This is a genomic window from Rhodococcus sp. NPDC127593, assembly GCF_042671975.1.
In the GTDB taxonomy this organism is placed as follows: Bacteria; Actinomycetota; Actinomycetes; order Mycobacteriales; family Mycobacteriaceae; genus Rhodococcus_F.
This window is the reverse complement of record NZ_JBHXWI010000074.1, coordinates 1-13,964: the sequence shown is the minus strand read 5'-3', so window position 1 is coordinate 13,964 and position 13,964 is coordinate 1. Positions and strand designations below refer to the sequence as shown.

General features: G+C 64.3%; 10 protein-coding genes and 1 pseudogene. 8 read left to right on the top strand and 3 right to left on the bottom strand.

The window, feature by feature from the left end; translation table 11 throughout:
• Positions 1 to 140: 140 nt before the first annotated feature.
• From ACFVJ3_RS42340 to ACFVJ3_RS42330, 3 genes are all read left to right on the top strand, one after another.
• Positions 141 to 1,451 carry an MFS transporter gene (locus ACFVJ3_RS42340; protein ID WP_378457747.1) on the top strand — a complete coding sequence of 437 codons (1,311 nt, stop codon included), beginning with the start codon at positions 141 to 143 and terminating at the stop codon, positions 1,449 to 1,451.
• Positions 1,452 to 1,558: 107 nt separating this feature from the next.
• Positions 1,559 to 3,139 (top strand): APC family permease, encoded by a 1,581-nt coding sequence (locus ACFVJ3_RS42335; RefSeq protein ID WP_378457746.1) that lies wholly within the window; start codon positions 1,559 to 1,561, stop codon positions 3,137 to 3,139.
• 234 nt (positions 3,140 to 3,373) lie between these two features.
• Complete coding sequence (locus tag ACFVJ3_RS42330) at positions 3,374 to 4,144, top strand: SDR family NAD(P)-dependent oxidoreductase (protein WP_378457745.1); 771 nt, start codon at positions 3,374 to 3,376, stop codon at positions 4,142 to 4,144.
• A 159-nt stretch (positions 4,145 to 4,303) separates the two neighbouring features.
• Here the strand turns inward: ACFVJ3_RS42330 and ACFVJ3_RS42325 are convergent.
• Positions 4,304 to 5,699 (bottom strand): annotated as a pseudogene (locus ACFVJ3_RS42325) (IS1380 family transposase).
• Between the two features lie 1,878 nt (positions 5,700 to 7,577).
• Here ACFVJ3_RS42325 and ACFVJ3_RS42320 point away from each other — a divergent pair.
• Together ACFVJ3_RS42320 and ACFVJ3_RS42315 are read left to right on the top strand one after the other, a co-directional pair.
• Positions 7,578 to 7,718: a hypothetical protein gene (locus ACFVJ3_RS42320; protein WP_378457744.1), complete on the top strand. Its 141-nt coding sequence runs from the start codon at positions 7,578 to 7,580 to the stop codon at positions 7,716 to 7,718.
• A 173-nt stretch (positions 7,719 to 7,891) separates the two neighbouring features.
• Positions 7,892 to 8,170 (top strand): hypothetical protein, encoded by a 279-nt coding sequence (locus tag ACFVJ3_RS42315; RefSeq protein WP_378457743.1) that lies wholly within the window; start codon positions 7,892 to 7,894, stop codon positions 8,168 to 8,170.
• Between the two features lie 842 nt (positions 8,171 to 9,012).
• On the opposite strand, the gene ACFVJ3_RS42310 is transcribed toward ACFVJ3_RS42315, so the two are convergent.
• Both ACFVJ3_RS42310 and ACFVJ3_RS42305 read right to left on the bottom strand, forming a co-directional pair.
• Positions 9,013 to 9,306, bottom strand: coding sequence for a DUF4193 domain-containing protein (locus ACFVJ3_RS42310; protein WP_378457742.1), 294 nt, complete (start codon positions 9,304 to 9,306; stop codon positions 9,013 to 9,015).
• Between the two features lie 324 nt (positions 9,307 to 9,630).
• Positions 9,631 to 9,918: a hypothetical protein gene (locus tag ACFVJ3_RS42305; RefSeq protein ID WP_378457741.1), complete on the bottom strand. Its 288-nt coding sequence runs from the start codon at positions 9,916 to 9,918 to the stop codon at positions 9,631 to 9,633.
• 631 nt (positions 9,919 to 10,549) lie between these two features.
• Here ACFVJ3_RS42305 and ACFVJ3_RS42300 point away from each other — a divergent pair.
• The 3 genes from ACFVJ3_RS42300 to ACFVJ3_RS42290 all read left to right on the top strand — a co-directional run bounded on the left by ACFVJ3_RS42300 (position 10,550) and on the right by ACFVJ3_RS42290 (position 13,635).
• Positions 10,550 to 11,449, top strand: coding sequence for an alpha/beta fold hydrolase (locus ACFVJ3_RS42300; RefSeq protein ID WP_378457740.1), 900 nt, complete (start codon positions 10,550 to 10,552; stop codon positions 11,447 to 11,449).
• Between the two features lie 537 nt (positions 11,450 to 11,986).
• On the top strand, positions 11,987 to 12,445 hold the full coding sequence (locus tag ACFVJ3_RS42295) for a helix-turn-helix domain-containing protein (RefSeq protein WP_378457769.1): 459 nt from the start codon (positions 11,987 to 11,989) through the stop codon (positions 12,443 to 12,445).
• Positions 12,446 to 12,465: 20 nt separating this feature from the next.
• Positions 12,466 to 13,635 (top strand): putative toxin-antitoxin system toxin component, PIN family, encoded by a 1,170-nt coding sequence (locus tag ACFVJ3_RS42290; protein ID WP_378457739.1) that lies wholly within the window; start codon positions 12,466 to 12,468, stop codon positions 13,633 to 13,635.
• The last annotated feature ends 329 nt before the right edge of the window (positions 13,636 to 13,964 follow it).

The following is a 13,964-nucleotide window of genomic DNA, read 5'->3' as shown; positions in this document are numbered from 1 at the left end:
TGCGACCGCCGGCCGGAACCGACCGTCAACAGCTCACGTTCCTGGCAGGGGCTTGCCCATTTCCTGGCGGGAGCTCCGCGCCCAGGGAACCACCGAGTGCACCCCAAATGGGTCCTCCCTATATACCCGGAGAGTTCGTCATGACCGACACCCAGGACCCCACGGCGAACTCCGTGTCGGCGCCGCAACACGCAAAGGACTCCCCGCCCTCCACCCGTAGGGCAATGCTCGGACTCGGCCTCGGCAACACCCTCGAGTGGTACGACTGGATGATCTTCGGCCTCCTCGCCGCGTTCATCGGGCCGCAGTTCTTCCCGTCGCAGGACCCCGTGTCGTCGACCCTCGACGCGCTGGCCGTATTCGCGGTCGGGTTCTGCGTCCGGCCGCTGGGCGGAGTCCTGCTCGGCAACGTCGCCGACCGCGTCGGGCGTCGCCGGGTGATGCTCTGGTCGGTCGGCATCATGGCGGTCACCACCCTGAGTATTGCGCTGCTGCCGTCCTACGACTCGATCGGCGTCTGGGCCGGGATCCTGCTGCTGGCCTGCCGACTGCTACAAGGCCTGTCGACCGGCATCGAGGCGCCGCTGTCCACGGCGTACGCCGTGGAGTTGATGCCGGCCGGACACGAGGGTAGGGCGGCCGGCTACATCAGCTTCTTCCAGAACTTCGGCATCCTGCTCGCCTCCCTGGTCAGCTTCGCGACCAGCTACATCATCGGCGGCGACGCCATGTCGACGTGGGGTTGGCGGGTCCCGATGCTGGTCGGCGCCGCGATGAGCTTCTTCGTGCTCTACCTGCGGCGTGCTCTCCCCGAGACGCTGTCGGAGGAGGAGAAGACCGAACGCACGTCGGGCACCTGGGACGGCGTCCGACGACATTGGCTCGGTCTGGCCGCGATCATCTTCGTCGTCGGCGCCGCGCAGGCCTACAACTACGCGTGGAACGTCGGCCTGCCCACCCTGGCCCGGGGCACCTACGGCGAGAACCCGACCACGATCTTCGCCGTCACCAGCGTGCTCGGGGTGATCATGCTGATCGGGTCGATCATCACCGGCCGGATCGCCGACCGTGTGCGCCTGTCCCGGGCATTCGTGGTCACCCGCCTCGCGGCCGTCCCCGGCATCTTCCTGATGCTGCTGTACGCCGGACCCGGCCTGAGCACCTTCACCGTGGTCCTGCTGCTCGGCGGCGTACTGCTGGCGGCGAACATGACGCTCTACAACGTCGTGTCCACGTCGCTGATGCCTAAGTACTGTCGGGCGACCGGCACCGGGCTGGGCTACGGCGTCGCGGTAGCCGCCTTCGGTGGCACCGCGTCCTATCTGATCGTCTGGCTGCAGAGCCGTGACCTGTTGTGGGTCTTCCCCGTCTACACCGCTCTTCTGTCGGTCGTCAGCGTTGTCTTGTACGTCGCGGCCCGCCGATACAGCGGCACCTTCGCCGGAGAGTGAGCACCAACGCGGTGAACACGAGGGCCCTCAGCCGTCCGCGCGACGGTCGGGTCAGCGCACCGTTCCCAGTCTCGAGCACGCACTGACCAATATGAAGGAGCACTACGATGAGCGATAGCGTGAACCATCATAAACTCGCCAAGACACTGACCTGGCGCGATGGAATCGCCCTTGCACTTGCCCTACCTACCGGGTTGTTCGTGACATTCGGCTACCTTCTCGGGGTCGTCGGCGCGTGGACCGCAATTACGGTCTGGTTCTGCGGCGCTGTCATCAGCTATCTCCAGTGCCGGGTATTCGCGGAGATGGCAGCAATGTTTCCGCGTGACTCCGGGGGCGTCGCGCGCTATGCCATCGAGGGCTGGAAGAAATACTTCGCTCCGCTTGGTGCTGTCGCCGCGTTCGGCTACTGGCTCGGTTGGTCTCTGACTATCTCCATGGCGGCGGTCGTCTTCGGAGAGTTGATCGAGGCGACCTGGTTCCAGGACAACACTCTCGCCTTCGACATCTTCGGCAACCACCTCGGGCTCGAGCACCTCTTCGCCCTCGGTGCCATGCTGTTCGCCTGGGCGTTCAACTACTTCGGCTTGAAGTTCGGTGCCGCGGTCAACAAGGTGCTCGGCCTGCTCGTGATCGTGGGTCTCACCGTCGTGTCGGTGGCGTGCCTGGTCAGCCCGTCGATCCAGTGGTCGACGAGTAATTTGTCGTGGTCGGTCACGGGAGACTGGCGAACAGTCGTAGTCGTGTTCTACGTGACCGCGTGGGCAGTCTATGCGGGGGAGATCGTTGCTTCGTTCGCTCCCGAGTACAAGGACACCGCCCGCGACACTTCCAAGGCCATGTCGCGAATTTCGCTGTTCATGATCGTACTGTTCGTCGTCGTGCCGACCGCTCTGTCGGGTGGTCTTGGTGAAGGAACGATCCGAGACAACCCGGTGACCTATGTCGCCGTGGCATTCGGCCAAGCCTTCGGCGGTGCGTCGTGGATCGGAACCCTCGTGATCGCATTTTCGTTGCTGGTCGGGATGATTTCCACGACCGCCGACGGGGGTCGCGCCCTTTTTGGGCTTGCGCAGGAAGGCATGACCATCAAGCAACTCGACTGGGTCAACCGCTGGGGTGTGCCCGGCCGGTCGCTGACCTTGGACGTGCTCCTCAACGCGACCGTCATGGTCTTGGTGGGCCATCCGGTGAGTATCTTGCTGGCAAGCAACCTCGGTTACCTCCTGTCGATCATCCTGGGCCTGTCGGCGTTCCTGCTGCTGCGCAAGGACCGGCCGAACTGGCCTCGGCCAATTCGGCGGAGCAATGGCTGGATTCCTGTCGTGGCAGTTCTGGTGGTGTTCAACGTCTTCATCACCGTCGTCGGTGTTCTGAATCCCTCCCTACTGGGTTACGGCGGCTCCCGGGATTCTGTGATCGCAGTGAGCATCCTGCTGGTGTCGGTTGCGCTCTATGCCTATCGACGCGTCGTCCAGGACAAGCTTCCACTGGTCTGGCGGCTTCCCGCTCCTGCGATGCCCCAGGGTGCCGATGTGCTCGCGCTCGAGCTCGAGATGCGCGCGACCACGGGTGCTACCACCGTCCACGACGGGGTAGTCAACAACGCTCACCGACTGTCCAACGCTCGACAGGAACAGGCATCGAGCGTGGGGCCGAGACGGGCATTCACCGACCACGACGACTGATCGGGCCGCACCCCGGGCCACACACGCAAGCACGGCGCGGTCAGCTACCGACACGGCGAACTGCGATCCTCGCAGCGGTGGAACTGAACAGCTAGCCGTAGCTGGGAAAGCCGATCATGCAGTGATTAGCGTTCGGTCGCAGCGTATTTCGAGTCTGACCGCGGGTACGGAAAGCAAGATGTGGTCCGCGCCGACCGTCGCCAAATTCATCCAAGCGAGGAAAGGGAAGTAACTGTGAACAACTCGGAAACCGGTGTGGACCGCCGCGCTGTTATCACCGGAGGCACCAAGGGGATCGGTTACGCCTGCGCAGAGCTATTTGCACGGCGGGGCTACCGTGTGCTGATCTGCTCGCGCAATACAGCCCAGGTCGATGCGGTGGCTGCGGAGCTGAACCAGCACAGCGGTCAAGTTGCCGGAATGGCTGCCGATCTAGCGGATCCGGACGTGGGTAGCAGCATTGTCGGTCGGTGCCTCGATCTATTCGGCGGGGTCGATTATCTCGTCAATAATGCCGGCATCTATGAGTCGATCGCCATGGTCGACATGACGGCCGAGAGATGGGACGCCACTTTGCACAACAACCTGCGCGGTGCGGCACTCACCTCTGCCGCGGCGGCGCGTTCCATGCGGTCCACCGGCGGCGGATCGATCGTCAATATCGCCTCGGTCAACGGACTGGCGGCCGAAGCCAACTTCGCGGCCTACAACGCCTCGAAAGCCGGACTGATATCGCTCACGCAGACCAGCGCCATTGAGTGGGCCGATGAAAACATCAGGGTCAACTGCGTTGCGCCCGGCTGCATACGAACACCGATGGTCGATCCGTTGGTCGCCGACCTGTCCGATGAGGTCATCGCACGGTACGTACCGATGCGCCGACTCGGTACGCCGGAGGAGATCGCATCAGTGGTGGCCTTCCTTGTCTCCGATGATGCCAGCTACATCACGGGGCAAACCATCACTGTCGACGGCGGCACACTGACCCGCCAGCCGATGCTTTAAGCCTCAATCCGTGGATCGGTGATCTCGGTGATTTTAGGGTCGATTCTTTGGTGATGGCGACGGGTGACGCTGTTGGGGCGTGGTTGATCTGCTGACCGGTTGTCAGCTCATCCACGTTGGGTATTCCTGGGTCGGGGCCGGTGTGGCCGGGTTGTCGGGTCAGGCAGCTTGTGGCGGTTCGTAGTCGATGATGTTGTCCCAGAGGGTTGTCCAGTCGGCTTGTCGCGGCCAGTGCGCGGGTAGGTGGAGGACGGGTTTGCGTGCTGGCCGGGCGAATCGGGCGGGGACGTTGACCAGGTGCCGGCGCAGTGTGGCGCCGCGGGCGACGGCGTGGCGGCCGCCGGCGAGGGTTCCGGCGGCGCGCAGCAGGTTGTGGGTGATCGCCGCGCAGAGCGTCCAGGCGCTGTTCGCGCCGAAACGCCCCGACGGGATGTGGGCGAGTGGTCCGTCGATGAGGTCCGCGAACACCGTTTCCACGATCGCGTGTTTGCGGTGGGTGATGTCGGCGTCGGCGGTCGGCAGGTCGGAATTGGTGAAGAACGGGTGATACCGCCAGACCGGGAACAACGCATCCGGGTAGTTCGCGTCCTTGACCCGGCGCACGATCAGGCGGGCGGTGACCTTGTGGCGTCCAGAGAACGCGGTGTACTCGACCTCGGCGACCTCGGCGTCGGAGATCAGCTCCCCGGTGTCGGGGTCGGTCACCGCACCTTCGATAGTGCACCGGCATCCAGTCGCTGTCGTCGATGCTGGCGATCGCCCGAGTGATGCGCGGATTACGCGTCATCACCAGGGAGAACTCGATACCCGCGGCGACCGCGGCGCCGATGACGGCCTTGTTGCCGAACGCCGAATCGCCGCGGGCCATGATCTTGCCGTTCGCGCCGCAGGCGCGGGCGGTGCTGATCGCCGACCGCAGCTGGGAGGCGGCGCCGCGTCCCGAGCCGGTCTTGCCGGCCCGCAGCCGCATCTCCGCGACCACCGGCGCCGCCTGCGCCGTGGACAGGGTCGTGACCAGCGGGTTCAGGCCCTTGCGGAGCAGGGAGCGGCCGGCGATCTTGGCGTGCCCGTAGGACGCTCCTTGTTTCTGGTGCCCGTACACCGGCCGCAGCAGTGAGTCGATGTCGAGGAAGGCTCGGTCCTCGATGCCGGGCAGCAGCGGGGTGCGGGCGGCGAGGGCGATCAGGTGTCGGCGTAGCACCGCCCCGAGCTGCAGGCTGTGCCCGAACGTGAACTCGCGCAGGAAGATCCCCAACCTCGACGGGGCGTACACCTGTTCGAAGAGAATCGGGGTGCCGCCGGCGCGGATCGTGTCCACGTCGTCGATGCTGTCGGCTCCGGTGAGCATCCCGCCGATGATCGAGGTCAGTTTCCCCACCGGGTTCACCGCACCCGAGGCCACCCGCGTGGAGGTGAGGTCGACATGGGTGTCGATCAGCTCCGACAGGCCGGTCTGTTCACCCAGTTCGAGGACCGGGACCAGCCCGGCCGCGGACACGAGATTATATTCGTCGAACACCGCGGACCCCGCCGTGAACGTGTGCGATGATTGCACTGAAAGTGCCTTTCCGTATGTGGACAATCGTGATGTGAGAATCTTGATTGTCTCACTACGGGAGGCGCTTTCGTCATTCGCACCCCGTTACGGCCGGCGTAGTCTCCACGGATCCAGGTTAAGAGAATTGGGCCGCCTGGCGCAGGGCGTGGGCGCGGAGCACCGAAGGCCGCTTGCGCTACTACCGGAAATGCCAAACAGACGCCAGGTAGACGTAATGTGATGTTCACGAGTACTTTTCAGTGCTGTAAATGATCGAATCGACAGGTCACGTAAGTACGCTAACTGAAATCCACAGAAAACTGATCAAAAGTGTTTGTCGACAACGGCAGTAGCTTCAGTTCAGGCCTGTCGACTTTGACGGAAGTACGCTCTCGGGCGCGGAAATTCCGCATTCAGTGGGCGCTGTCGTCGCGGCCGCAATCGCCTCGGCCGACACTGCTCGGGCTGGCCATAGCCCAGAATAATGCGACCCGAACAGCTCGTCTGGAAGTTGCCGTGAAGGAACTCTGGAATCGATTCGACAGCACGGCAAAGCAACTTGCCGACGGCCCGCACTTCGCGATTCGGGTCGCCGGTGTCTCCGCCTTTGTCGGACTTGCTGACGACTGGCTCCGCCACCGCCGCCGGGTCGGTCCGGGCGTGTGCGGCGCGGTGATTGCTGTGCACAGGCCACACCCAACGGGTCGGCGACGGCCTCGCGGACCGAGGCGGTGACGTCGTCGAATTGGAATGCCGGATACCGGTAGCTGTTGCCGACCGTGTGGGCGACGACAGTGCCTGCGGCGGCTCGGGTGCGATCGGTCCAGGGTCGGCGCTGCGCGTGGCGTCCCGAACGCGGACGACCGTTTCTGGCGGGACAGAGGAGTTCGTCGTGATCGTGCGTATCGGTCTACCGATATCCGGGTGTACCGATGGGTCTGCTCTCTGGCCCGAGCGGCGAAGAGTCCGGCGTCGACGCGCGGCGGTAGCGGGCAGGAATGAGCAGGACACGGTTGGGGGCGAGGGTGACTCGTTCGGTGGCCGAGAACGTTGGCCAGGAGTCGCGGCGTCAATGGGGGTGTCCGGGAGCGTGGCGACGCCGGATATCTTGTGGAGCAGCCAAGCGCAGCCCCCGCCAACGATCGGTATCAGCTGGCAGGGGCGCTACACGGACAACCCGCACGTAGTTACGAGCGGCGCATTAGTGATCTTCGTGAGACGGAGCCTGGAAGTCCAGGGAGTGTGATCCATGCCATTGCACAATTTCCTACACCTCTGAATTACCGACCAGTAAGTGCGATTTCGAAGCGTTCTGCGGTGCATTCACGATCCGATGGGCGCCGTCGAGCCGGTGATCGGCGCGAGCCTGCGACAGGTGTGGTGGTGCCGGAACCGGTGTGTTCTGCTTCGGCAGGGCACAGCACAGCACTGGCGGCCGACTTCGATAACGAGCGATTCAAGTGAAGGTGGTGCATTTTCAGCCGATTCTACTGTGCCACAGCATGTCCGGAAGGCATTTGGAGCTGTCCGCGCAGACGAGAATTTTGCGGCGAGCTGCTCACCTGCCGTTGTCGCGGACGACCAATGGCCCGGTCGGTTCCCGGGCTCGGCCGCCTGGCAACCCCCGCATGATCTTGCCGGTGCGGCGAAATGTCGGGGTGTCATGGTTCAGGCACCGGCTGTGTGACGTAGAACACAGCTAAATCTGTGGGAGAAACCTGGCGCTCGGGATGTTCGGTTGCAACCCTGAGTCGAGACCCAAACCTCCAGACCCAAATGCGGGTATGGGTGTAGGTATTTCGGCCAATGTGCAGGTGTCGAAGTCGGTCCAATGTAGCTGGTGCGACGTCATCGACGTGGCAGTCGAGAATATCTGCACGTGAGAGAAGAGTTGTCATGGCACGGATCACCGAGAACCTGGGCACCAATCTGCTGAATGCGTTGCGGGTCAGCGTGGTTGGCACTGTTTTGTACGCCGGATTGGTCATGGGCGTGGTTGTGGTGGCGGTGTGGAAGTTCCCGATGCCCGGCGTGTAGGCCCGCGACGACGTGGGGTCCTCCGCTGGTGCCTGTGGTCGCGGAGTGAAACACCAGGTGGCAGTTCGGCGATAGAGCTGACAGGGGGATTGGTTGTGCCCGTGTGTCTCTGTGGCCGGTGACTAATGCGCGGCACCGGTGACGGGCGCCCTAGTGGTGTGGAAGGAACGGCAATGTTTGGGACGGGTATGGGCGTCATGGTTGGCCTGCTGGTAGTTGCGCTGGTGGTGGTCCCCGTCTCGTTCGGTGTGGCGGCACGAGCGGATGCGAAGGCCCGCCGCCTGTCGGGATCGCGAGCATCTGATGCGGACCTGGGGCGATCGGTCGCGGTCGCCGAGGTGGTTGGTCGGTGCGATCAGTGGCGGCAGCTCGCAACGCAGGCGTGGCTGATCTGCGGCGGCGCGTCGCTGGTCGCGGTAGTGATCGTGGGCGTACTGATCTGTGTCGGGTGAGGATGGCGTGTTCCGGGACCGCGAGGATCCTGGTGTTGCGGCTGTCGGTGCGGGACGGGCTGAGCTGTCGACGTCGAGCCGGTCCTGGAGTATCAATGGAGTCTGAAAACCGTTCGGCTGCAGTGGCATACGCGGTCGTGAGATCGGCCGGGGTTGCTGTGAAGCCTAGGTGAGCCGAAGCGGCCCGGTCGGAGTGTAGTCCGCTCCGGCCGGGCCTCGCCGGAACGTGCAACAGGTACCCGCCGCGCGAACGCTGACCGCGCTCGTCGTGCGAGGTGCGTCCCGGGAAGGGGCGCGCGCTCGAGTCGGGCGGTGCGGTTCCGCGTCGGTGTACCTGGTTGGTTGACCTCGCCGATGTCTCCTCGGGTGTTGGCAGCGTGTGAAATTCTCGTCTGGATCCGAGGACTTCGGCGGAACGGTATGCGCCAATCCCTGCTAGCCAGTAGGGGTTTGGCTGGCGCAATATTGTATCGTCGACCTGCGCTTTGTGGGTTCCGGTGCGAGGAAAATGGTAGATCCGGCGGCCGCCCGTATCGCAGCCATGTGATCCACGTCACGTATGTTTTTTCCGGTGTGGGCCGCGCTGGACGAGTGGTGGCAGGCGGTGCCGGCTCGCCCCGGCCGGGAACAACAACCGGGATCCCGAATCCGGACTTGGGCCGGCGTGGTCGATCCGGTGCTTGACCGACCGACTCGAGGCCGGTCCGGCGACCTCCGGAGGGGGTAGCCGAGTGCTGGCACCAGGTGACAATGGTCGATCGCCTGATCACGGCCGCGAAGGATCCTCCCGAACTCCGGCGCCTCGGATGCCCAGACCGAGGCACCCGGAGGTATCGATTTTCTCAGGCGCAGTCCCGGCAGATCAGCTGCTCACCATCGGCGAGGCGACTACGGTGATGGACCAGGAAGCAACTGGTGCAGGTGAACTCGTCCGACTGTTTCGGGATGACGCGCACGGTGAATTCTTCGCCGGACAGGTCGGCGCCGGGTAGCTCGAAGGACTCGGCGGTGTCGGTGTCCTCGACGTCCAAGACGGGTGACTGGGATTCTTTCCTGCTGGCTGTCAGCTGTTCGAGGGACGTGTCCGTCGACTCGTCGGATTCGGTGACTCTCGGTGCGTCGTAGTCGGTGGCCATGACTGTTCTACCTCATGCTCTGCGTGTTCGGATCCGCCAGGTTAGAGGGTCCGGTGGCAGGACATGCACCCGGGGTCTTGGGGTGCTGTGGCCGCACGACCACACCGGTGCCGATCTGCACCCCGACACAAGTTGCAGATCGCCCTAACCGGTGCGACGGCGGATCCCAACCATCCGGGTTCGGGAGCCGCGGCAGGGCTAGCGGCAGCTCGTCCTCGTTTACGCCTGGCCGACAACGAGTACGTCACCGACCGTCTGACCAGGTGATCTTCGCGCAAGGTTTTGTGCTGCCCTCGGGTACCCGCGTGACGAAATCTTGCGGCACTACTTCCTGCTGTGCGTCGGCGTTTCGTTCCATGCGCGGAGGAGGTCGTTGAAGAGAGTGGTCTTGAGGTTGCGTAGGTGCCCGAGGTCTGATCGTCTCGGGGTCATCGCGGCTTGGAGCAGATGTAGGAACCTGTTCCGTTGTACGCCGAATTTGATGAACAGTTCCTCGGCGTCGGCGCCGCCGTAGGGAGCCCACTCGATGGCGAAAGCAACGAGCGCCCGGTCCGAGGGGCTGATGGATTGGACGCTGGCGAGAAGATCGCAGGCACGCAGGGACTGCCGCAACCAGTCGAGCTCAGGAGAGCCTGTGAGGGCGCCAGTCCGGGCACGCCGCCGACGGGCCGCACGGTTGCCGAATCGGCTGCGCTCGGGGTGACCCCGACACGGGTCGCTGGTTTCTGCAGCGGATGGGGTAAAGGTTGCCGGTGACGTCCGCGGCGGTGGGGCGGGGTTTTCGAGCATGGCTGCCTCAAGCGTGTGAAGAACTGATCGGGTTCTTCCATAGTTCGTGTTTACGCACGTATCCGGACCGGCCATCCGGCGGGGTGGGGTGCCTGTTTTGGTGCCCGCGCGCAGCTCGGCGTGGCAGCGGCCGGATCGGCAGGTGCCCGACTCGGCTCCTCTCCGCACCGCGGCGGGCCTGTACGGGCTCGGGGATCGGGAGGCGCCGCGTAGCGCTGAGTGTGGTCCGGGGATCCGTCGGTCGCTACCCGAGGTCGCCAGGTCGCCAACTGCGGCTCTGAAAATTCGGGTGGTACGCCGAACTGTGCGGCGATCTGCGCCCACGGCATGCCCGCTGGGAGAGCTGCGGTCACCGCGCGGGAAAGGCGCAACGGGTACGGGAGTGAATCATTGTTCACCTAGTAGTGCAACATGATGGAGAATGCTCGACTCGACGATGTTGGTGAGGAACTTCATGGATCCCGTAGGCAGACAGTCCGAATTCCGCGGTGCCGGTGTCACACTTGCCGCCGACCGGTGGGATCCGCCGTCCCAGGGTGCCGGCGGATCGGGCGTCGACAGAAAAGGCCTGGTCCTGTTGCTGCACGGCGGCGGGCAGACCCGGCATTCCTGGCGAAATACCGGACGCAGCCTCGCGTCGGACGGCTGGTCCGCCATCGCTGTGGACGCACGCGGACATGGAGACAGCCAGTGGGCACCGGACGGGGACTACGGCATCGATGCGCTGGTCGCCGACTTGACATCGATCATCGGCGAACTGGGGGAGAAGCCGGTACTCGTCGGTGCCTCGATGGGCGGTATGACGTCGTTGATCGGGCAAGGGGAGAATCCCGAGCTCGCTCGCGGTCTGGTCTTGGTCGATATCGCACCGAAGGTCGAAACCGCCGGCACCGCGGAGATCATGGCGTTCATGCGCAGTGGTCTCGATGGTTTCGAGAGTCTCGACGACGCTGCAGCGGCGATCGCGGCGTATACCCCGAACCGCGTCCGCAAGCCCAACCCGCAGGGGTTGCACAAGAACCTCCGCCTGCGTGATGGCCGCTGGTTCTGGCATTGGGATCCGGAGTTCCTTCGCCACGGCGACGAACCCACCCGCCAAGCGGAGTCGATCGTGCGATACGAACGCGCTCGGGACGCCGCAGCCACAATCACTGTTCCCACGATGCTCGTTCGTGGCAAGCAATCCCATGTGGTCAGCGAAGAAGGCGCCAAGGAACTGCTGGAGCTGATCCCGACCGCCAAACAGATCGATGTCACCGGGGCCGGCCATATGGTCGCCGGCGACGACAACGATGTCTTCAGTGGCGGATTGAAGGGATTTCTCGACGAAGACGTTGTCGCATTGCGTAACTGAAGCATCGAGGCCCTCGAACGTAACCGGCCATGGGCTCAGCTCGGATCTTCATCCGTGCCGGTTGCGTCGGTGATCGGATTCGGCTTCGAAACCGGTCGCCGTCCGACCAATGCCTCCCGCAACCGCTCCTGTCGTGCCGCGAACGAAGCGCTCGAGATCACCGCGAAGCCCTCGAACATCCCCCCGGGAATAGACGATTGAAATAAGTTGTGAGGCGCAGATATTCGACGCACGTGCTTAGCCGTCGGCTAGCTTTTCCACCACGGTTTGCGGGAATCGCGGACTCTCCTATCCATGTCTGGTCAAGGTGCAATGAAGCGGCGGCGGAGGGACCGGGAAGATTCCGAACCCCAACCCCCGAGGGGAATCCTGCTTGGTCAAGGTCATGGCAGCGGTGTGCGGCGTCGGCGACGCCACACCACCGGTCAAGGTGATGGAACTGGGTCTGGCGCTGGCGCTGATTCCGCCTTGTCGGAGGATCCGTCTCCGCGGCCCCCGCCGCATTGCGTGTTCGTTTTTTTCGTTTTATGGTGGGTTATGGGCGCTGAGGTGAACCACACGGTGCTGCCACCGGGCACCGACGACCGGGACCTTTTCTCCGCGCTGAAGGCTGTTCTCGCCGGTTCTGAGGCGGTGTCGATCTCGACCCCGGAAGGGTCGGTGCCGTTGCCGGACAGTGTTCGGGGGTTGCTCGTCGACGCGGTGACGGCGCTGGATCGGGGGCAGGCGGTTTCGGTGGAGCCACATCGCACCGTGTTGACGACGCAGGAGGCCGCGGAGCTGCTGGGTATTACCCGGCCGACGTTGGTGCGGTTGCTGGAGGCGGGGAAGATTCCCTACACCTCGCCAGGCCGGCATCGGCGGGTGGAGTTGACGGACGTGCTCGAATTCCAGCAGCGTGAGCGCGCGCGACGCGGCCAGGTGTTCGAGGAGATGGCGCACGAAGAAACCCCGGGCCCGGGCGACGCCGCTGACGGCTTCGTGACGACCCGCTGATCCGGTGGGCAGGGCAACCAATGACGACCTTTCGGGTAGTCCTCGACACGTGCGTCATGCTTCCTCAGAGCTTGAACAATCTGCTGTTGACGCTGGCCGATGCCGAGTTGTTCCGGCCGGTGTGGACGCTGGATCTGCTCGATGAGGTCGAGCGGAATCTGTCCGGGGAGAGGTTCGGTAAGTCGCCGGAGCAGGCGGCGCGGCGGGTGCAGCAGATGCGCAGGGCGTTTCCGTTCGCGGAGGAGGAGTCGCGCGGATGCCGGGAGCTGATTCCCGCGATGATCAACGATCCGAAGGACCGGCACGTCCTGGCTGCGGCGGTGCGCTCCGGTGCGGGTGTGATCGTAACCGCCAACCTGGCGGATTTCCCGCCGGCGGCCCTCGACCCGTTCGACGTCGAAGCGATCCATCCCGACGAATTCCTTTGTGATCAGCTTGATCTCGACCCGGAAGCGGTGTTCGAGTGCATGAATGTGATGGTCGCGAAGAACATGCTCCCGCCCCGCACGGTCGGGGAGTTACTTCAGTCACTGGAGCGACTGACGCCGCGTTTTGTCGACGCTGTCCGAGTGTTGTTCGTCGCGGACGAGGCGCCGGCGGCGTCCACCCTTCCGGAGTTGACCGCGGAGCAGATCAACGCCGTGCCTCCCGAGATGCGGGAGGCCTACATGGAGCTTCGTGCGATGGATCCGGCGGAATTGTTGTGGTTCGTCGGGCGTACGAAGCTGGTGAGTGCGGCGTGGGCATTCTTGATGCCGGTGTGCGTGGACGGGGATCTGCTGTCGGTGTGGCCGAACGTGGATCCGGACTTCCGGGCGGTGCTCGCATGGCGGTGGGTGCAGGACAACCACTATCAGATGACTGTTGACGGTTGGGATGGTGAGGCGGTCGCAGCGGCTCTCGCACAACCGGTGCCGGAGCATCCGCTGTGGGTGCATTTCGAGCGTGTGCATGTGCGGTCGTTTCGGGCGTTGCTGCCGGATCCGGCGACGTGGGGGATCGGTACCGGCACACGGATGGTCGCCCCCGGCGTCGAGGTGCTCTACGTGCATGACACCTCGACGCCGGAGGGCGGCGTGTGGCAGCCGAACGAGGCTCGGCCGGTATTCCCGGTCCTCATGCATTTCGTCGACGGTCGGTGGCTGGTGCGAAATCTGGGGACTGAGGCGGACCCTGTCACTACGACCTGACTCGGTACGCGGTGACACGGCCCTAGCGGCCGACGCCCTCGGCATAATCCCAGGCCACCAGCATGCGTCGCCCGACAGGCTCGAGGTCTGGGTGGGGAAGCATCCGCCAATTCTGGGTGTCAGATGTGCTGACACGCGTGGTACGGTGGCGACATGATGTCAGAGAAGCTGACAACCGCCTCGGCGGAGCTGCCGCGACCGGATGCGAATCTCGGCTACCTGTTCCGGCTCGCGAATCAGCGCTTCCGCGCGCTGCTGGACGCAGCGCTGGAGGACCTGGAGATGTCGGCGCAGGAGTACGGGATCCTCAGCGTCTTCGAGACCCGTCC